General features: G+C 50.4%; 18 protein-coding genes. 15 read left to right on the plus strand and 3 right to left on the minus strand.

Translation table 11 applies throughout. The features are described 5' to 3' along the window. Positions 1 to 221: 221 nt before the first annotated feature. From MIB40_RS09635 to MIB40_RS09660, 6 genes are all read left to right on the plus strand, one after another. Positions 222 to 1523, plus strand: a complete 1302-nt coding sequence (locus tag MIB40_RS09635; protein WP_249693450.1) for a homoserine dehydrogenase — start codon at positions 222 to 224, stop codon at positions 1521 to 1523. Between the two features lie 67 nt (positions 1524 to 1590). Continuing rightward, positions 1591 to 2991, plus strand: coding sequence for a threonine synthase (gene thrC, locus MIB40_RS09640; protein WP_249693452.1), 1401 nt, complete (start codon positions 1591 to 1593; stop codon positions 2989 to 2991). A gap of 919 nt (positions 2992 to 3910) precedes the next feature. Next, positions 3911 to 6304 (plus strand): cache domain-containing protein, encoded by a 2394-nt coding sequence (locus tag MIB40_RS09645; protein WP_249693453.1) that lies wholly within the window; start codon positions 3911 to 3913, stop codon positions 6302 to 6304. A gap of 17 nt (positions 6305 to 6321) precedes the next feature. Further along, positions 6322 to 6684, plus strand: coding sequence for a response regulator (locus MIB40_RS09650; protein ID WP_249693455.1), 363 nt, complete (start codon positions 6322 to 6324; stop codon positions 6682 to 6684). After that, positions 6684 to 7136 carry a chemotaxis protein CheX gene (locus tag MIB40_RS09655; protein WP_249693457.1) on the plus strand — a complete coding sequence of 151 codons (453 nt, stop codon included), beginning with the start codon at positions 6684 to 6686 and terminating at the stop codon, positions 7134 to 7136. The genes MIB40_RS09650 and MIB40_RS09655 overlap by 1 nt, the downstream gene beginning before the upstream one ends. Before the next feature lie 211 nt (positions 7137 to 7347). Next, positions 7348 to 8412, plus strand: a complete 1065-nt coding sequence (locus tag MIB40_RS09660) for an AbrB family transcriptional regulator (protein ID WP_249693459.1) — start codon at positions 7348 to 7350, stop codon at positions 8410 to 8412. Between the two features lie 31 nt (positions 8413 to 8443). On the opposite strand, the gene MIB40_RS09665 is transcribed toward MIB40_RS09660, so the two are convergent. After that, positions 8444 to 8866, minus strand: a complete 423-nt coding sequence (locus tag MIB40_RS09665; protein WP_249693461.1) for a DUF4124 domain-containing protein — start codon at positions 8864 to 8866, stop codon at positions 8444 to 8446. A gap of 120 nt (positions 8867 to 8986) precedes the next feature. On the opposite strand from MIB40_RS09665, the gene MIB40_RS09670 reads away from it, so the two are divergent. The 8 genes from MIB40_RS09670 (at position 8987) to MIB40_RS09705 (ending at position 16466) form a co-directional block, all read left to right on the plus strand. Continuing rightward, the gene (locus MIB40_RS09670; RefSeq protein ID WP_249693463.1) at positions 8987 to 9538 is read left to right on the plus strand and encodes a YaeQ family protein; all 552 of its coding nucleotides are present in this window, start codon (positions 8987 to 8989) and stop codon (positions 9536 to 9538) included. Next, entirely contained in the window at positions 9538 to 11265 is a 1728-nt protein-coding gene (recJ, locus tag MIB40_RS09675) for a single-stranded-DNA-specific exonuclease RecJ (protein WP_249693465.1), read from the plus strand. The genes MIB40_RS09670 and recJ overlap by 1 nt, the downstream gene beginning before the upstream one ends. Before the next feature lie 129 nt (positions 11266 to 11394). Continuing rightward, positions 11395 to 12493 (plus strand): peptide chain release factor 2 gene (gene prfB, locus MIB40_RS09680; RefSeq protein ID WP_249693475.1). Its coding sequence is split into 2 segments (ribosomal slippage): positions 11395 to 11469 and positions 11471 to 12493, totalling 1098 coding nucleotides; the frame shifts between segments, so codons are not numbered across the junction. A gap of 131 nt (positions 12494 to 12624) precedes the next feature. Further along, positions 12625 to 14157: a lysine--tRNA ligase gene (gene lysS, locus MIB40_RS09685; protein WP_249693477.1), complete on the plus strand. Its 1533-nt coding sequence runs from the start codon at positions 12625 to 12627 to the stop codon at positions 14155 to 14157. Between the two features lie 141 nt (positions 14158 to 14298). Next, positions 14299 to 14979 carry a TetR/AcrR family transcriptional regulator gene (locus MIB40_RS09690; protein WP_249693480.1) on the plus strand — a complete coding sequence of 227 codons (681 nt, stop codon included), beginning with the start codon at positions 14299 to 14301 and terminating at the stop codon, positions 14977 to 14979. A gap of 161 nt (positions 14980 to 15140) precedes the next feature. Further along, the gene (locus MIB40_RS09695; RefSeq protein WP_249693481.1) at positions 15141 to 15890 is read left to right on the plus strand and encodes a TIGR00266 family protein; all 750 of its coding nucleotides are present in this window, start codon (positions 15141 to 15143) and stop codon (positions 15888 to 15890) included. Positions 15891 to 15960: 70 nt separating this feature from the next. Beyond that, a complete protein-coding gene (locus tag MIB40_RS09700; RefSeq protein WP_249693483.1) occupies positions 15961 to 16158 on the plus strand; it encodes a hypothetical protein in 198 nt (65 codons plus the stop codon). Positions 16159 to 16166: 8 nt separating this feature from the next. After that, positions 16167 to 16466 (plus strand): hypothetical protein, encoded by a 300-nt coding sequence (locus tag MIB40_RS09705; protein WP_249693487.1) that lies wholly within the window; start codon positions 16167 to 16169, stop codon positions 16464 to 16466. On the opposite strand, the gene MIB40_RS09710 is transcribed toward MIB40_RS09705, so the two are convergent. Together MIB40_RS09710 and MIB40_RS09715 are read right to left on the minus strand one after the other, a co-directional pair. Then, entirely contained in the window at positions 16447 to 17361 is a 915-nt protein-coding gene (locus MIB40_RS09710; RefSeq protein ID WP_249693488.1) for an HDOD domain-containing protein, read from the minus strand. The two genes, MIB40_RS09705 and MIB40_RS09710, sit on opposite strands and share 20 nt — an antisense overlap. 62 nt (positions 17362 to 17423) lie before the next feature. Beyond that, on the minus strand, positions 17424 to 19073 hold the full coding sequence (locus MIB40_RS09715; protein WP_249693489.1) for an AMP-binding protein: 1650 nt from the start codon (positions 19071 to 19073) through the stop codon (positions 17424 to 17426). A gap of 182 nt (positions 19074 to 19255) precedes the next feature. On the opposite strand from MIB40_RS09715, the gene ung reads away from it, so the two are divergent. Then, on the plus strand, positions 19256 to 19963 hold the full coding sequence (gene ung, locus MIB40_RS09720) for a uracil-DNA glycosylase (protein ID WP_406566452.1): 708 nt from the start codon (positions 19256 to 19258) through the stop codon (positions 19961 to 19963). Positions 19964 to 20023 lie beyond the last annotated feature (60 nt).

Below are 20023 nucleotides of genomic sequence, written 5' to 3' on the forward strand. Positions count from 1 at the left end.
CAGGGGGGGCTGAATCTTATATTGCTTCCAATGCGTGGGGTTCCCCGCGCATTGCACCGGTCGGTGTTTCTTCTTTTAATTCTTGTTGTGATGGCTTGCCGGACTGGCTTTGTTAGCCCCTTATTGCTGGCATCAGGGGTCGATGACTCGTCGAATCTCTGTATAATATCCGCCTCATTTGGCCATTGGCCGACACCGTTTTTTGAACTGGGGAAGTTGGTTTGAAACCTATCAGAGTGGGTATCTGTGGATTGGGCACCGTTGGTGGTGGCACCTTCAATGTTTTAACACGCAACGCCGAGGTGATTCGTCGCCGTTTGGGGCGTGAGATTCAGATTGAAATGATTGCCGCCCGGCGTCCTAATCCAGACTGCGATACAGGTGCTATTCGTATTACGTCGGATATTTTTGAAGTGGCCCGCGACCCCGATGTAGATCTGGTGGTAGAACTGATCGGTGGCTACGATGTGGCCCGCGAACTGGTTATGACTGCCATCGAGCACGGCAAGCATGTGGTAACAGCGAACAAGGCCTTGATTGCTGTGCATGGTAATGACATTTTTGAAGCCGCTTCAGCCAAGGGTGTGAGTGTCGCCTATGAAGCCGGCGTGGCTGGCGGTATTCCCGTAATCAAAGCCTTGCGGGAAGGCTTGGCGGCCAATCAAATCAATACCGTCGCCGGTATCATCAATGGCACCGGTAACTTTATTCTGACCGAGATGCGTGACAAGGGCCGTGATTTTGCTGACGTCCTGAGCGAAGCGCAGGCACTGGGTTACGCTGAGGCGGACCCAACCTTTGATGTGGAAGGCATCGATGCTGCCCATAAACTCACCATTCTGGCTTCTATCGCCTTTGGCATGCCGCTACAGTTTGAGAAAGCCTATACCGAAGGGATCAGCAAAGTCAGTCCTGAAGATGTTAAATACGCCGAGGAGCTGGGCTATCGCATCAAGCATCTGGGTATTGCTCGCCGGCGAGAGCAGGGAGTTGAGCTGCGTGTGCACCCGACTCTGGTACCTGAGAGCCGCCTGATTGCCAATGTGGATGGAGTCATGAACGCCGTTATGGTTGATGCTGACGCTGTCGGGCCCACTATGTATTACGGTGCCGGTGCCGGTGCCGAACCCACGGCTTCTGCAGTCGTTGCCGATATCATTGATGTTGCTCGCAGCTTTGATCACCCCGGTTGCGCTGTGGCTGGTTTGGGTTATGCCAATGCGGAGTTGGAATCGTTGTCGATACTGCCTATCGAGCAGATTGAAAGTGCTTATTATCTGCGTCTGGATGCCAGCGATCAGCCGGGTGTGATGACCACTATTACGGGGGTGCTCAGTGAGGAAGGCATCAATATCGAGGCGATCGTGCAGAAGGAAGTGCATGCCGGTGAGCAGGTAGCTCATATCATCATGCTGACTCATACCGTGCAGGAATCGCAGATCAATCGAGCCATTACCGCGATTGAAGGGCTCGATGTCGTGACGGGCAGTGTGACCCGCATTCGAATGGATCATCTGGACTAATTATTTTTCCGCCGGTGATACACCGCCAGAAGTGGATACCGGCCACCATAGAACGAGTGAACCGAACGTGAAATATATCAGTACTCGAGGACAGGCCCCGGCCCTGAATTTTGAAGATGTGCTTTTAACCGGCTTGGCCCCTGATGGCGGTCTCTATGTGCCTGAAACCCTGCCGCGGTATACACCCGAGCAAATTTCGAGCTGGGCCGGGCTTTCGTATGCTGAATTGGCCAAGCAGATCATTGCGCCTTTCGTTGCGGAAAGCATTCCAGCGGATGAGCTGGGGCGTATTATCGATGATACCTATGCTGAGTTCAGTCATAGTGCGGTAGCACCACTCAATCAAATTGGCAGTAATGAATGGGTGCTGGAGTTGTTCCATGGCCCCACGCTAGCCTTTAAGGATTTCGCCCTGCAACTGCTGGGGCGTTTACTCGATTACATTCTCGAGCGACGCAACGAGCGTGCCGTGATTGTTGGTGCGACCTCGGGTGATACCGGCTCGGCCGCAATTGAAGGCTGTAAGCGCTGCGATAACGTCGATATTTTTATCATGCATCCTCATAACCGGGTGTCTGAGGTACAGCGGCGCCAAATGACCACTATCGTCGGTGACAATATTCATAACCTGGCGGTTGAGGGCAACTTTGATGATTGCCAGGCCATGGTGAAGGCCAGCTTTGCTGATCAGTCATTTCTTGAGGGCAAAGCACGACTGGTCGCGGTCAACTCCATCAACTGGGCACGCATTATGGCTCAGGTGGTGTATTACTTTGCGGCTGGAATTTCCTTAGGGGCGCCGCATCGCAGTGTTGCTTTCTCCGTTCCTACCGGCAATTTCGGTGATATTTTTGCGGGTTACATTGCCCGTAATATGGGTTTGCCGATCAGCCAGTTGATCGTGGCGACCAACAGCAATGATATTTTGCACCGTTTTATGGAATCCAATCATTACAATAAAGCGACGCTTGAGCACACGTTATCGCCCAGTATGGATATCATGGTCTCCAGTAACTTCGAGCGGCTGTTGTTTGATCTCTATGGTCGTAATGGTAACGCCATCGCGGAATTAATGGACAAGTTTGCCGAGACGGGTGAGCTTGAGGTTGATGAGCATCGTTGGGCATTTGCTCGTGAGCTGTTCAGTAGTAGTCGTGTGGATGACGAGCAGACCTGTGCAACTATCAAGCAAGTTTTTGCGGAAACGGAGTACTTGCTGGATCCTCACACCGCCATTGGTGTGTATGCCGCTCGACAGTGTCGACGAGATGCTTCAGTGCCCATGGTGACCTTGGCTACGGCACATCCGGTGAAGTTCCCTGAGCCGGTGATTAAGGCGGGACTTGAAGCCCCCGAACTACCTCATCATCTGAGTGACCTGTTTGAGCGGCAAGAGCGAATGAGCGTTTTAGAGCGAGACATTACCAGGTTACACAGCTATATCCGGCAACACAGTCGAGCATTGTAACTTCAGGAATAGGGTGTCATGCGAAAAGGCCAGCTTATGCTGGCCTTTTTTGTGGGTGCTATACGGCCGTGGCAAAAACAAAAATAGAAAGTTGGGCTTACATAACGAGCCTGCCGATCGATTTAGCGTTGTTATCGCAAAACAATTGAATTTAGGTTTTTGTTAGAGCTTTTCTGATGCAGAAAATAGAAATCTTGTGAAAGCGTCCACAGTATCAATTTGGTGGTTTTACAGCAGCATCGTTTATAGGGATAAGTGGTAGTGGGCTGCAGCAAGATTGTTTGTTCGTGGTTTTATGATAAAGGGATGCATGACCCCAAGGCTTTTGATGTGCTGTTCTGTGTTTGAATCGTTACATGGCTTACTGTTTTTTAGTTTGATGATGAAGAGCGTATCGGGGTGAGTGAAGGCTATTCAGATAGATGTGGGTAAGTTCGTGTCATATTTTTTACAAATTTGTTTAATGGTAAAATATATCAAATATGTTGAATGCTCATCTTTTAAAATGATTGCCATGTCAACAATATGATTATTACTCACTAATTCCATTTAAGCTGTTGATTTTAAAGAGCTATTTGTTGTTGTTGTTATTTGTTTTTTGTGTTGGCTGAAATGACTGATTTACAACGCTGACATAACAGGTACTATAAAGATAATTATACGGAAGTAATTTACTTTTTTTGTTTGTACTGCTGTAAGTGAGTTACCCCTTTGGAAAATTATAGAAATAAAATAAATGGCAGGAATAGACTTTCGTCCTGCATATTGCCAGCGCTAGCCAAAGCGACATCTCCGTCTCTTACTTGGTGGTGCGAATCGGCAGTCAATTCTTACAATAATCATAACGGATTTTTCATGACAAGGCCTGGGCATCTGTCCGGGCATTTTTGTGCGTGGGAAAAATAAATAAGGGTCTATTATGAAAAAAATAGCTGCCGTAAGAGCACTCTCTCAAAGAACGCCCAGTATCTTTAGCAAGATGTTCTTCTCCTTTGTTATCGTTCCTGTAATACCTGTACTGGCGCTATTGTACTTAACCTATAATGCACAAAATGATGGTGAAGAATACGCTAAAGAAAGTTTGATTGGTGCGGTCGACCTGATCGGTGCAAATATTGATAAATGGGTCGATAAAAACCTGTTCGTGTCAACACTGGCAAGTCGGTTCGACGAAGTAGTATCAATGGATCCCGACAAACAAAAACCTATATTGCGAAGGATCAAGGAAAACTCTACGGCTATTACCGCTGTCAGGGTGGATGCGGCAAATGGTTGGGCGGTAGCTCGAAGCGATGATAAGCCATTAAAAAACTATTCTGATCGGAAATATTTCCAGCAAGTTAAAGCTGGGGAGCCTGTGGCTCAGCAGGTCATTATGGGTAAAACGCAGAAAAAACCTCTGCTTTGTTTTACCGTTCCTGTGCATGATAAAGGAGTCTTCACTGGTGCGTTAAGTCAGTGTGCCACCCTGGATGATATTTCTAATAATGTAACCGACTTGAAAATCGGTGAAACCGGCTTCGCCTTTTTGGTAGATGATACTAATAAATTGGTGGCCTATGGTGGGTCAGATAAAAAGCTATCAGGTAAGCTCGAGGATATGGGTGATCACCCCGCGCTAAAAACGGGTGGGATGAATGAGTTGTTCTCTTATTCGGCTGATAACAAGAAAATTGCTTATAAGGCTTCGGTAGGACTGGGTTGGACGCTGGTTGTGCAACAGGACTATAACGAAGCATTTGCGATCCCTATCGCAGTGCGGACTAATGCAATCATCACTGTAGTTGTGACCGTACTTGCTTGTTTCTTTATTGTGTTTGTTATGAGTCGTGCGATTTCCAAACCTCTGGATCAGGCTCGTCAGGAAAACGATAATATTCTGGGCTCTGTAAACGATGGTCTGTTCCTGATTGATAAGAATTACAATATTGGTAAGCAGCAATCTTCAAATTTGAGTGAGATATTGCAGAAAGAGAATTTGGCTGACACCAGCTTTATGCGCTATCTGGCTGATGCTGTTCCTATCGATGTAGCGGAGCTTGCTAGAGATTATATAGATCTATTGTTTGAGGAGCGGGTAAAAGAAGCTCTGGTGCAGAGTCGTAACCCACTTAAACTGGTTCAAACCAGTATAGAAAATGAACAGGGACAGCTTGAATCAAAATACCTTAGCTTGACCTTTACTCGCGTATTCAGTGAGGGGTTGATCACTAATTTGCTGGTAACGGCTAAAGATATTACTCAGGAAACCTTATTGAAAGCTGAGCTTGAAAAAATCAAAGAAGAGAAAAATGAGCAAGTTAGCCTGTTGGCGGAAATTCTTTATATTCCTTCTGATAAAATGCACGCCTTCCTGGGTGAAGCAGATACCGTGCTAGGCAAAGTGAATGATATTCTTGAGCAGCCAGGATCTGATCTTGAAACCTACAAGACCAAAGTCAACACCATATTCCAGTTGATTCATAAGATTAAGGGTGATGCGGCGGCGATAAATTTTGAGATTTTCTCGAAGGAGTGTCATGAATTTGAAGAGCTCCTGACTAACATGCGCCAGCAAACCAGTAATCTGACTGGTAACGAGTTTTTGCCTGTTACGCTTGCTCTTAAAGAGCTGTTTAAGACCTCCAATGCTATTAAAGGGTTGCTTAATAAGGTGGGTGCCTTTGGTGTTGACGGTGCTCAATCAGCAGGCGGAGATGATTCATCGACCTCGGCTGGTCAGCCAGAGTTGGGAGATTGGGTACAGTTGCGAGTGATGGCTGAGCGATTGGCCGGTAAATACAATAAAGATGTCGAGGTCCACTTCCAGGGCTTCAAGTTAAAGCTTCCAGAAGGCTATCAATCTGCTCTTAAAGATATTTCCACGCAACTTATCCGTAATTCCCTCGTGCACGGCATAGAGGGTCGAATGGTACGTAGGGATCAATCGAAGATAAAAGAGGGGCAAATCACGATTTCCATCAAAGAGTCTCAAAGTGGTGGTTATACCTTTGTGTATAAAGATGATGGCCAGGGAATAGACTATGAGAATGTGCGAACCAAAGTGATTGAAAATGGCAAAGTGAGTGCTGAGGATGCGGCTAAGTTAAAAGAGTCTGATCTTCTTAAAATGACATTCGAGCAGGGAGTTTCGGTTATGGATGAGGCGAATCTGGATGCTGGAAGAGGGGTTGGTTTGCCGTTGGTGGTTGATACAGTCAAGGCCTTGAACGGAAAAATCAATGTCGCCAGTAATTTTGGTAAAGGCTTTATGTTAAAAGTTAGCCTGCCCAAGCAATCCAGTGAGCAGTTAAAGCTCGTTACCAATCAATAACTTGAACTCTACTACCTATGAAAAAACTACTAATAGTTGATGATTCGGAAATAATTCGCACCCAGATTCGCCAATGCTTTAAAGATTCTTTTAGTGCTATTCATGTTGCTAAAAATGGTAAGGATGCGGTTGATAAAGTTAAGGCAGTGCAACCGGATATTATTACAATGGACTTAACCATGCCTGAAATGGATGGGATTAAGTGTATTGATGAGATGATGAAGATTGATGATAGTCTGAAAATCTTGGTGATATCGGCGCTGTCAGATAACGCTACCTGTATACAGGCCTTGAAGCTTGGCGCCCAGGGCTTTCTAGATAAGCCTTTTGGCGACAAAGAGCTGAAAGAAGCTATCCAAATAATGCTTGAGGAAGGGTGATGGTCGAGGCTGAAATTGAGATCTTTATTCAGTGTGTTGAAAAGTATTTCTCCAAACGCTCTAAAGAGAAAATTATTATTGAAACGCCTTATTTAACGGAAAATATTTCACGTACCCTTTCTGATTATACCGGCATCATATCGATTAGTGGTGCTTACAAAGGGTCAATTTATTTTACGGCACCTTCAGAATTCTTAAAGCAGGTTTTGCTGGATCACGGTCAGAGTGATTTTAGTGTTGAGTATCTTGCGGATGCAATTGGTGAGGTTACAAATACTCTTTCTGGTAACTCAAGAAAGAGTCTGGGGCGAAATTTTGTAATATCGGTTCCGAAGGTGATTCAAGGAAATTCACAGGTCCCGGATTTAACTGATGGCGCTCATTCTTTTGTTGTCCCTCTGAAATGGCATGGGCATTCGGCTGCCATGGTTGTCAGTGTAATGAATAGCTGATCAAGGTGTTGGTTGTCTTGTACTGCGAATAATATGATTACTTATAATGTTTTGAGGTGTGTCACAGTTGTTGTCTATGAGCGTTTCTATGTGGTGAAACTGTTGGCTGTGCCGCTTTTTTATAAAGCTTAAATCTGTCTAATGATATGACTTTGGTGTGACGGTTGTTGCATCGATGTATCACTGCTGTAACTCATAGAGGTTCGTTGTTATGTCGTTATTCGTGACGTTTTTGCTCGGCTCAATAGGGGGGGCATTAGCATTCTACTTTCAGCTACCTCTTCCCTGGTTGCTTGGTAGTTTGCTTGCGGTGATTATCTTTCGAAAGCTATCGTTGGTGAAAAGCCCACCCAAACTATTTTCTCGCTGGATGCGCATTTTTCTGGGCGTGGCTTTAGGTGGGGCGATGGCTGAGAGTGTCGCTAGTTTCGAGATCACTACCATTGTGGTTCTCGCATCAGCTGTGGTTTTTGTTATTTTAGTAACAGTATTTGGCGTTTTCTATTTTCGTCGCCTGCCTAACTTCAGTTCTCTTGATTCTTTTATGTCGGCATTGCCTGGTGGGTTAACGTTTCTGGTTTCAATGTCGGGAAATCTGGGGGATCGCTTTCCAAAAATCGCCTTAATTCATACTGTGCGTATGGTGGCGCTTATCCTTGTTTTTTCCTTGTTTGCCTTTTTTTTAGGGGCTGAGGAAAGATCCGTCGCATCTTTTGATGAAGCCTTGGCCTTTCACTTCGATTTAGGACTTTGGCCAGTTTTACTACTCGCGCTGGCTTCGGGGTTGTTTGCTGACAAAGCCAACGTTGCCGGTGGCGATATAATGTTTCCGCTGATTATTTCAGCAGCAGTTTACGGTGTAGGCTGGGTTGATACACCCATGCCTGAACTCATTACTACGCTAGCGATGATAACGTTTGGCGCCGTTATCGGTTGCAAGATTACTCAGGGAGAGGCTGGTCAATACAAACCGCAGATAAAAGCATCACTGTTTTTTTCAGCTGTCGCTATCGGGCTGGCTTTGGGGATTGCTGTCGTTTTGGGAGGGGCTTTTGATCAGAATTACTTTCTGTTCTTCCTGGCCCTGGCGCCGGGAAGTATCCCCGAGATGTGCGTGATCGCTATTGCCATGGGATTTGATGTGGGCTTTGTTGCCCTTATTCATACCTGTCGTTATCTGTTTATTATGTTTGTTGGTGCCTTGGGGTTCAATCTATTGAATGGGCGGCAGGAAGGTAAAGAGAGGCAGGAAGACGCTACACCCGAGAAAGCCTGATGTCTTTCAGGCCGCAAAGTCTGCCTCTTTCTTAGTTGCGCAGGATGGGCCTGTTGGGCACCGGCTGGATCGTGATAGGGCCCTTTTTGTGATCTGATAATGCCTCTTTGATTTTCTTTACTTTTTTCGGGTCGGCACGAGGATAAACATAAACCCTGTCCTCGGTATCAGCGTCGATATGGTGTTGTCCTGTGACCTCAACAGGTTGCAATTCGTCAGGTTGTTTTTGTTTTGCTGGCTTGGCAGGTTTTGCTGTTGAGGGGGGAAGCGGCTGGACGGGGGTGACATTGATGACGTTGGGTTTGACCTCCACTTCGGCGGCTCCGGGTGTTGGCTGATCACTAAAGCTGGTGCTGCCCTGAGGGTCGACGTTTTTGTAGATCTTTCCCTCGGCGTTGATCTTGGCCACCATCAGGGTGCTTAACAGGCAGGCCAGGGTGAATAAATAGCGCATGGATTTTACCTCGTAGCAAACGACGAATACGGCGTTTCCTTATTAGCATAGTTGCTGTAACAGGTTACACTGGCCTTGTAGTATACGCCTTCCACCTGCTTTCAGCCGATGAGCCCCCTAATGGCCCTCAAACCTACGATTTATAAAGTCGATCTGTCTCTCTCTGATATGGATCAGCACCGTTATCATCAGCAGCGCATGACGTTGGCGCTGCACCCCTCGGAAACGGAAGAGCGCTTGCTGGTTCGATTGCTGGCCTATGCTCACTGTTATGAGGAGGGTATCGAGTTCACCCGTGGTATCTCGCAAACGGATGAGCCCGATGTCTGGCAGCATACTTTAACTGGTGAAATAGAGCAGTGGATTGAGGTCGGTCAGCCTGATGCCGAACGGGTTATCGCGGCCGGACGTAAATCCAGGCGAGTGTCTGTTTATGCTTATGGCTCTTCCTGTCGAGTCTGGCAGCAAAAGCAGGCTCCTAAACTCCTGTCGATGGGTAACCTGAGTCTTTGTGTGCTGCCTTATGACTCGTTGCAGCTATTGATATCAGGGCTTTCCCGCAACTGCCAATGTACCTTGATGATTAACGATGGCGAATGGATGGTGACTCTGGGCGACGTCAGTGTCACGCTTGTTCCTGAGTGGTTGCAGTGTCCCGAGACCGTATCCTGATGAGCATTCGTATTCAACGACGCTTCCTAAATGATCAGGTTGAATTACCCGGCTTGCCGCCTTTGTTACAGCGCTTGTATGCGGCAAGAGGTATTCGTAGCGAATCTCAACTGCAGCGCACATTGCAACATCTGCAGGGATACGATGCCCTGAAGGGCATCGATCGTGCGGCGGAGCTTCTGGCCGACGCGGTAGAAAAGGGCGACAGCATCCTGATCGTGGGGGATTTTGATGCAGATGGGGCAACTAGCAGTGCCTTGGCGGTGTTGGCGCTTCGAGCTCTGGGCGCTGTCAGAGTCGATTACCTGGTACCCAACCGCTTTGAGTTTGGTTATGGCCTCAGTCCGGAGATTGTCGCTGAGGCGGCCAAAGATGCCCCGAACTTGATCATGACTGTCGATAACGGTATCTCCAGTATTGAGGGTGTTGCCGAAGCCAATCGTCTGGGCATTCGAGTGGTGGTCACCGATCACCATCTGGCCGGGGAACAGTTGCCGAATGCGGATGCCATTGTTAACCCGAACCAGCCCGGTTGTGACTCTATTACCAAGAACAGTGCCGGTGTTGGTGTAGTGTTTTATGTGCTTTGTGCGCTGAGGGCTGAGTTGTTGTCCCGAGGCTGGTTCGACGAAGGTAGGGCGCAACCCAATCTGGCCGAATACCTCGATATAGTGGCCCTGGGCACGGTGGCTGATGTGGTTCAGCTGGATCACAATAACCGAATTCTGGTGCACCAGGGGGTACAGCGTATTCGAGCCGGTTATTGTCGGCCAGGTATTCGTGCGTTGCTGGAGCTGGCCAAACGGGAATTGCCGATGGTTTGTGCCAGTGACCTGGGTTTTGCGGTTGCCCCCCGGCTAAATGCCGCCGGGCGACTCGATGATATGTCGCTGGGTATCGAGTGTTTGCTGTGCGATGACCCACAGCGGGCTAAACAGCTGGCGCAAGAGCTGGATGGGATGAACCGGGATCGGCGCTCGATCGAAGCGGGTATGCAGGAGCAGGCATTGAAAATCCTGGCCAGCACCGAATTGGATGACAGTGGCGAGTTGCCCAATGCGCTCTGTTTGTTTGATTCAGAATGGCACCAGGGGGTGATTGGTATTCTGGCCTCGCGCATCAAGGAGCGAGTGCACCGCCCGGTGGTCGCCTTCGCCGATGGGGGTGACGGCATCCTTAAGGGCTCAGCGCGGTCCATTAGCGGTTTTCATATGCGCGACGCCCTGGAGCGTGTTTCTACATTGAATCCGGGTATGATTTCGAAGTTTGGCGGCCACGCCATGGCGGCAGGATTGTCCCTGGATAAGCAGTATTACCCAACCTTTTGCGAGTCGTTGCAACAGGTGGCCGCTGAGTGGCTGGGCCCAGAACAGTTAGAGGCGCGATTGATGAGCGATGGTGAACTCGGCGCCGACGAGTTCAGCCTTCAGGTGGCGGCTCAATTGCGTGATGCCGGGCCTTGGGGGCAAGGGTTTGCGGAGCCCCGGTTTGATGGTGAATTTGAAATAATCAGCCAGAAACTGGTAGCCGACAAACACCTTAAACTGGTACTGGCACAGCCGGATTCGGGTGTCTGCGTCGACGGTATTGCCTTCAATGTGGATCTGGAACGCTGGCCTGATAAGACGTCAACTCGAGTGCATTTGCTCTACAAACTGGATATAAATCACTTTCGTGGGCGGCAAAGCCTTCAGTTGATGATTGATCATCTGCAAGCACTGGATTAATTCGGGCTCTGTATAGGGCACATCTGAATTATTCGGAGGTGCCATAGGTATAAAACACAGTGAAAGCGCTCCGTTGATCGGTTAAAATGGCCCGCTTTTTTGACCACAGAATTCAGGTAAGGGATATCGATGCTCGAAGTAAACCCAATTGTGCAGACCATCAAAGATCTCGAGGCGCGTACGGACGTGCTTAGGGGGTATCTTTGACTATGCTGGCAAGAAAGAGCGGCTGGTAGAAGTTGAGCGCGAACTGGAACAACCCTCGGTATGGGATGATCCCGATAATGCCCAGGCGCTAGGGCGCGAGCGGGCGGCGGTGGAAGCGGTTGTATCCACCATTGAAAAGCTCGATGAAGGGCTGAGCGATGCCAGGGATCTGCTCGATATGGCGGTCGAGGAAGACGACGCTGATACCGTCACCGATGTGGAAAATGACCTCGCAGACCTGACCGAGCAACTCGAAGTGCTGGAATTTCGCCGCATGTTTTCCGGCGAGATGGACGCCAATAACGCTTTCCTCGATATTCAGGCTGGCTCCGGCGGTACCGAAGCCCAGGACTGGGCCAATATGTTACTGCGCATGTATCTGCGTTGGGGTGAACGCAAAGGCTTCAAAGTTGAAATTATCGAAGTGTCCGCGGGTGATGTGGCTGGCATCAAGAGCGCCACCGTGCAGTTCAGTGGTGAGTACGCTTTCGGCTGGTTACGCACGGAAATCGGTGTGCATCGACTGGTACGTAAATCGCCGTTCGATTCGGGTAACCGTCGTCATACTTCCTTCGCCGCCGTGTTTGTTTCCCCCGAAATCGACGATAACATCGAAATCGAGATCAACCCCTCGGACCTGCGGATCGATACCTACCGTTCCAGCGGGGCCGGTGGTCAGCACGTTAACACCACCGATTCGGCGATTCGTATTACCCACGAGCCTTCCGGCATTGTGGTGCAGTGCCAAAACCAGCGTTCGCAACACCAGAATAAAGACAAGGCCATGCAACAGCTGAAAGCCAAACTCTATGAGATGGAGATGCAAAAGCGTAACAGCGAAGCCCAGGCTCTGGAGGAGACCAAGTCCGACATCGGGTGGGGCAGCCAGATTCGCTCCTACGTGCTGGATGCTTCCCGAATCAAGGATCTGCGTACCAGCGTGGAAACCAGTAACTGTGGCGCTGTGCTCGATGGTGATATTGATGCCTTTGTTGAAGCCAGTTTGAAAAAAGGACTCTAATCGAGTCTAACTTGTGCTTTTAAAAAAGCGCTAACCTTAATCTTGGTGCCAACTGTAAGGGTGGCACTTAACCTTTGATAAAAACCGTCGCCGGGCCTTTTGTCCGGCATTTTGTTTAACAGGAAACTACCATGACTGATGAAATTCAAACCGCCCAATCCGAAGCTCACGAGGAGAACAAGCTGATCGCGCTGCGCCGTGAAAAGCTGGCGGATATTCGTCAGAAACGGGTAGCGTTCCCGAACGCCTTTCGTCGTGATGTCATGGCCAATGAGCTGCAGGAAACTTACGCTGAGCACAGTAAGGAAGCGCTCGCCGATGCCGGGATACGAGTTAAAGTCGCCGGGCGTATTATGCTAAACCGCGGCGCCTTTATGGAGATTCAGGACGTTTCCGGGCGCATTCAGGTGTACGTCAATCGCAAGAGTCTCGACAAGGAGTTGTTAGCCGAGATCAAGCATTGGGACCTGGGCGACATTATTGGCGCCGAGGGTACTTTGGCCCGCTCCGGAAAGGGTGATCTTTATGTCGATATGGACGCGGTTCAGCTGCTGACCAAGTCCCTGCGTCCGTTACCGGATAAGTTCAAGGGGCTGGAAGATACCGAGATGCGTTATCGCCAGCGTTACGTCGACCTGATCATGAACGATGAGTCTCGCAAGACCTTTATTATTCGCTCCAAGGTGATCGAGGCGATCCGGACCTTTATGGCGGACAAGCAGTTTATGGAAGTAGAGACCCCTATGCTGCAGGTGATTCCGGGTGGCGCAGCGGCGCGTCCTTTTGTTACTCACCACAATGCTCTGGATCTCGATATGTACCTGCGTATTGCGCCGGAGCTGTACCTCAAGCGTCTGGTGGTCGGAGGTTTCGAGCGTGTTTTCGAGATCAACCGTAACTTCCGTAACGAAGGCCTCTCGACTCGTCATAACCCCGAATTCACCATGATCGAGTTCTACCAGGCCTACGCTGATTATCGTGACCTGATGGATATCACCGAAGAGATGCTGCGTTATGTCGCCGAGCGGGTGTTGGGTACCACCGAACTGCCCTGCACGATCAAGGACAACGACGGCAACATCACCGAAGAGCGCGTGTACGATTTCGGCCAGCCCTTTGAGCGCCTGAGTATGGTCGATGCCATTCTGCGTTATAACCCCGAACTCAAGCGCGAGCAGCTGCTGGATTTTGACGCCGCCAAACAGGTGGCCGAATCACTGAAAATCAAGGTGATGCCGATCTGGGGCTTGGGCAAGTTGCAAACGGAAATCTTCGAAGAGACCGCGGAAGAGCAACTGATTCAGCCGACCTTTATCACCGAGTACCCGGCCGAAGTTTCTCCTCTGGCTCGTCGTAATGATGATAACCCTGATATCACCGACCGTTTCGAATTCTTTGTAGGTGGTCGTGAGATTGCCAACGGTTTCTCCGAGCTCAACGATGCCGAAGATCAGGCCGAGCGATTCCGTCGCCAGGTCGAGGAGATGGAAGCGGGTGATGACGAAGCCATGCACTACGACGATGACTATGTGCGGGCGCTCGAGTACGGTTTACCGCCAACGGCAGGTGAGGGTATCGGTATCGATCGTTTGGTGATGTTGTTTACCGACTCTGCTTCTATACGTGATGTGCTGCTCTTCCCTCATATGCGCCCTCAGGCATAATAGAACGGCTTTAACGGTACAAATAACCAATAACGTGAACGGCGCCAGCAGGGCAGGTTACCCAAAGCATCGACACAGGGTAATCTGTCCGGCGCCGACATAATAAGACAAAAAGAACGAGTGAAGAGGGATTTTTTGAGCATGAATCAAGAGTCTGAGGTGGTTCGCTACCGAGGACGCAAAGCCAGTCGCAGCGGCAGTGAACAGCGCCGTAAGACGATTCTGGAAGCGTCTCTGAGGGTTGCCATACGTGAAGGTGTGCGTGGTATTCGTCACCGTGCCGTGGCCAAGGAAGCCGATGTACCCTTGTCGGCGACGACCTACTATTTCAAAGATATCAACGACCTCATTAACGACACTTTTGCGTTGTTTGTTGAGCAGACCATCGCTGAGGTGAATCGTTTCTGGGCGGAATCGGGCGATCAGGTTACCCAACTTCTGAACCAGCTCGACGAGACTCAGGATAGCCGTCGAATTTTTGTTGCCAACCTGACCGATATCGCGGAGTCCTACATTCGTCAACAACTGCAAACCCAGCGTCAACAGCTGCTGGCGGAGCATGCTCTCAATCAGGAAGCGCTGCGTTCCACGGTACTTCGGGATATGGTGCTGGGCTATCGGAAAGAATTGCTTTCGCAACTGGTTGATTTTTACGGGGTGCTGGGAAGTTCGGATCCAGAAATGGATGCTAGCCTGACCCATGCGGTTATCATGGATATCGAGCATCAATGCCTGTTGCGCGATCCGGACAAGCACCATGAAGTGCCTGTACGAGCGCTATTACATCGCCACTTTCAACAGACTATGGGTCTGGCCGGTTAATCGATGAAAGTCAGTAAAATGCTGTTGGTTAGTCTATTCATGGAGCAGTAGAGCAGTTTCCTGCGCCTGGTAGGCCTTTTCGCTGGACCGAAGCCATGCACAGGCTCTAGGATAATCCGGGACTGATGCCACCATAAGCCAGGTTTAACAGGGAGAGAGTTATGCAAAGTCACGAAGTGGATTACAAAATCATCGGCCATGACATGCAAATGGTAGAGATCGAGCTTGATCCTGCCGAGACTGTCATCGCCGAAGCTGGCGCCATGAACTATATGGAGCAGGGCATTGCCTTTGAGACCCGAATGGGGGATGGTGCCGAGCCGGATCAGGGCATGATGGGCAAACTCTTCAGTGCCGGAAAACGTATGCTAACTGGCGAGTCCCTGTTTATGACCCATTTCACCAATGAGGGTGAAGGTAAGCAGAGAGTCGCTTTTGCCGCCCCTTATCCCGGCTCGGTGATTCCGGTTAACCTGGCCGAGATAGGTGGTCAGCTGGTTTGTCAGAAGGATTCCTTTTTGGCTGCGGCTCGAGGCACTCGAGTCGGCATTGCCCTGAACAAGCGTATCGGTTCGGGCTTTTTCGGGGGTGAAGGCTTTATCCTGCAGAAACTCGAAGGCGATGGCATGGTATTCGTGCACGCCGGTGGTACCGTAGTGCGTAAGGAACTGAAAAATGAAACCCTGCGTCTGGATACTGGTTGCCTGGTGGCCTTTTCACAGGGCATCGATTATGACATCGCACTGAGCGGTGGTCTTAAAAGTATGATGTTCGGAGGCGAAGGTCTGGTAATGGCAACTTTGAGCGGTTCGGGTACCGTGTGGATCCAGAGTCTGCCTTTCTCGCGCCTGGCCGACCGTATTCTTGCCCATGCGCCGAAAGCGGGTGGCTCGAGTCAGGGTGAAAATTAGGCCGTCAGGTCTGAACCTTCGAACGGTTGTCGTACCCGCTTAGGCGGGTACGTTGTTTTAGGAGGAAGGAATGAAAAAACTGTTGTTCGGAATAGTGATCGGTATGCTCGCCGGATTATGGATGGGCGCAAACCTGGGGAAAGGTCAGGCGATCTGGGAAAATCCGTTTCAAGATAATTCCCTGCAAGGACGTCTGGAGCGTAGCCAGCGTGACCTGGGTGAAGCTTTTAAAGATGGTGCCGATGCCATTCGTGATGCGGTCAAATAGGAGTAGTTATGAGTGATAACCGTCCCCAACAGTTAATACTGACCGCGTTGGTAACTCTGATTGTTACGGTCGCGATGCTGCACTTCAATGGCTACCTGCGCCATTCCTCTTCGGAAGATGGCATCATTTATGGTGGCTTCAGCATGATTATCAATGTGCCGGAAATGGATCAGTATGTATCGGCCAAGGCCGCGAAGCAGAAGGCCATCTGCGCCCAGGGCTTTTTGATGCTGGAGTCGGTGGAAGGCCCCACTAAAATTGGCCTGCTGGTAGACGAAAAACGACGGGCTATTCGCTGCGATTTCTAAGGGTAGGAATGACGCTTCGCGCAGGCTTTGGTGGAGAGGGCGGTGTCATACTGCCCCCCAGCAGAATAAGCATCTGCTCAATATCATCCCGTAGGTAATCAAAGAGTGTCACGCTTCGCGGCCGGCGCATAAAGGCAAAACTGGATTTCTGGTAGAGAGCAAGTTCTTCCAGTGGCGGCGCGTTATAGCGCCGTGCGCTGTCACCTAAGCTGAGGTGACGGGCGAGGATCGACAGGTCGACCAGGTCGAAAGGTAAACGGCTATCGCGACCCCAATGGTTGCGTTCGCGGACGGCTTCTACAAAGAGTTCATCCAGCCCCCAGAACTTGAGCAGGACCACGCCGATATCAGCTCCCACTTCGTCAAACATACGATACACCTGGGTGGGATCGTTCAGCAGTTCAGGTTCTTCATCAATATGAAGCAACAGTAACAAGTTGCCGATCTCTTGCAGCAGTCCGGCCAGCATCGCCTGGGCAGGCTCGATCACGGTACTTTGTTTGGCCAGTATCGAACAGATAGCCGCATTCTTCAGGCTGTGATGCCAGAGTTCACGCATATACTGCATCGCCAGCGGATTTCGTGGGAAAAACAGGTTCTTGATGCTGTAAGTGATAACAATATTGCCTGTAGCACTGGCTCCCATGCGCTGCACGGCTGTCATCAGGTCCATGGCTGGTGTTGGTTGGTGGTAGAGTGGTGAGTCGGCCATTTTGAGCAGGTGCCCCGCGATGGCGGGGTCGCCTTGCAGCAACTCTACCAGATCATTCAGGTGGTAATCGCTGCGCGTTAGAGTTTGGCGAATACGCAAGGAAACATCAGGCAAGCAGGGTAATTCGACTTCACCATCCAAAATGCGTTTGTACAATGTCAGGTGGTAACGACTGCCGGCCATGCTCTAATTCATCCTCTACTTCAGGGCGGCGCGGATTGTACCGCGTCGCCCTTGGAAGTGCATCAAGCAGAGAGTTCTGTTTCCCAAACAACGCTATCTGGCAAGGCTCTACCGAGTAAATCGCCATAACGTTTCTCTAACTTATCGCGTTTGATTTTAAGGGTCGGGGTTAGCATATCGTTTTCGATGTCCCAGGCTTCGTCAGAGACGATCAGGTGATCGAGTCGCTGGTGGCTTTCCAGTTCATCGTTGACCTGTGCGAGGGTTTGCTTGAGGCTCTCTTCCATCTCAGGCGTGTGAGCGCGGGTTTGCTCATTGAGCACCACAATGGCCAGAGGCTGTTTGCGTCCCGAGCCCATCACGCAGACCTGTTCGATGTCGTGGTTGCGAGCCAGTTTGCTCTCGATCGGTACCGGGGCGACGTACTTACCCTTGCCGGTTTTGAACTGCTCCTTGACTCGACCAATGATCTGCCAGACACCCTCTTTGCTGACATCAGCGCGGTCGCCGGTCCGGAACCAGCCATCGATAAAGGCATCGGCGGTGGCTTCGGGGTTACGATAATATTCGCTGAACACCGCTTCACCACGAATCAGTACCTCACCCTCATCGGAGAGCTTCATCTCGACACATTTCTGCGGCACCCCTATGGTGCCCAGGCGGTCCATCGAGAAGGGGTTGTTACCGCAGGATAAGCCCGAGGTCTCGGTCATGCCCCAACCTTCCGAGATCTTGATATCCAGCTGAGCGTACCAGCGCAGAATATCCGGCGAGATTGGTGCGGAACCGGAACCAAACAGGCGAGCCTTGTCCAGCCCCAGGGCGGTTTTTATTTTGCGTTTGACCAGGCTGCTGACCAGGGGAATCTTCAGCAACAGTTGCAGTTTTTTCTGTGGTAGCTGGGCCAATACCTGAGCCTGGAACTTGGTCCATAAACGAGGAACCGAGATAAACAGGGTTGGACTGGCGTGCTTGACGTCGTCGATGAAGGTTTCCAGCGACTCGACAAAATAGATCTCAATCGGTGAGTACAGGGTCATCAGTTCAACGACACAGCGCTCGGTAATATGAGCCAGTGGCAGATACGACATGGTGGAGTCGTTGGGCTGATGCGGAGTCAGGTTGGCCGAACAATAGGATGACGAAGCGATATTGCGATAGTTCAGCACTACCCCCTTGGGTAAACCGGTGGAACCAGAGGTGTAGACCAGGGTAGCAGTCTCTTCGGGCTGGGGCTCATGGACGTTTTCCAGCGGTTCATACTGGCTTAACCAGTCGCTCCAGGATTCCTTGCAGGGCAGGGTGGGATAAGGATAAGCGATGGTTAACAGGTGGTCGGGAATGGCTTCGCGTCCGGCATCCTGACCATCGAGTTTGCCGATAAAAATGGCTTTGGCTTCGCTGTGGGCAAGAATATGACTGATCGTCTCTACCCCAGCAGTGGCATAGATCGGCACACTAACCATTCCTGCCATCATGATGGCGAAGTCAGTGATAAACCACTCGGCGCTGTTTTTGGCAAAAATCGCGATACGGTCGCCAGGCTCGAACCCTTGAGCTTTAAGGCCGGCAGCAATCCGCCGTGCCTGTTGATCCACTTCAGCCCAGCTCAGGGTACTCCACTGGCGGTTACGGGGCTGGTGCAGATAGGGTTTGTCGGGGTGGCTGGCAACGTTGTGGGCTAGTTGCGCTAACGGAAGTCGATAGTCCATGCAAAGCTCTCTGTTATTGTTTTTTGAATGAAGCGTCAAAACGCCTTATGCCATTGCAACAAAGGATTTGCCCTACGGCAAGTGTTGTAACAGAACTATTCGCTCGGTGAATGGTGCACAGCCACACTTTGGTTATAATTGGCCCCCCTTGAAGGGGATAGCGACACATGGGAGTCGAGAAGATGATGAGAAAGGTGCAGATGGAACCGCAATGGCAAGCCGTATTGCAGGGAGAATTTGAACAGCCCTATATGCAGCAGCTGCGCAGTTTTCTGGTTGAGCAGAAGCACCAGGGGAAAACCCTCTATCCCAAAGGTGAAGAGATCTTCAACGCCTTTAATACGACGCCCTTTGATCAGGTTAAAGTGGTGATTTTGGGCCAGGATCCCTATCACGGAGAAGGGCAGGCCCATGGTCTGTGCTTCTCCGTACTGCCGGGCGTGCGCATTCCTCCCTCATTAATCAATATCTACAAAGAGCTGCAGCGGGATCTGGGCGTACCTCCGGTTGCACATGGCTACCTTATGCCCTGGGCGCGTCAGGGCGTGTTGCTGCTTAACTCGGTGTTGACTGTGGAACGGGCCCAGGCCGCTTCCCATCAGAAACAGGGGTGGGAAACCTTTACCGACCGCGCTATCGCCGAACTGAATTCACGCAGGGAAGGTATCGTGTTTATGCTTTGGGGCAGTTACGCCCAGCGTAAAGGCGCCTTTATCGATGAAACCCGGCACCTGGTGCTGAGAGCACCCCATCCTTCGCCCCTGTCCGCTCATCGCGGGTTTATCGGTTGTGGGCACTTTTCTTCGGCCAATGCCTGGCTGGAACAGCAGGGTTTAGGCCCTATCGACTGGCAGTTGCCCGCTTCCCCGGAGGCGTTTGGCGACCCCTGAATGACGCTCGCTATAACCACCAGGTAGACCTGTCGCTGAAGGCGACAGGTGAGTGGGTTA

The sequence above is a fragment of the Aestuariirhabdus haliotis genome, from assembly GCF_023509475.1.
Classification (GTDB): Bacteria; Pseudomonadota; Gammaproteobacteria; order Pseudomonadales; family Aestuariirhabdaceae; genus Aestuariirhabdus; species Aestuariirhabdus haliotis.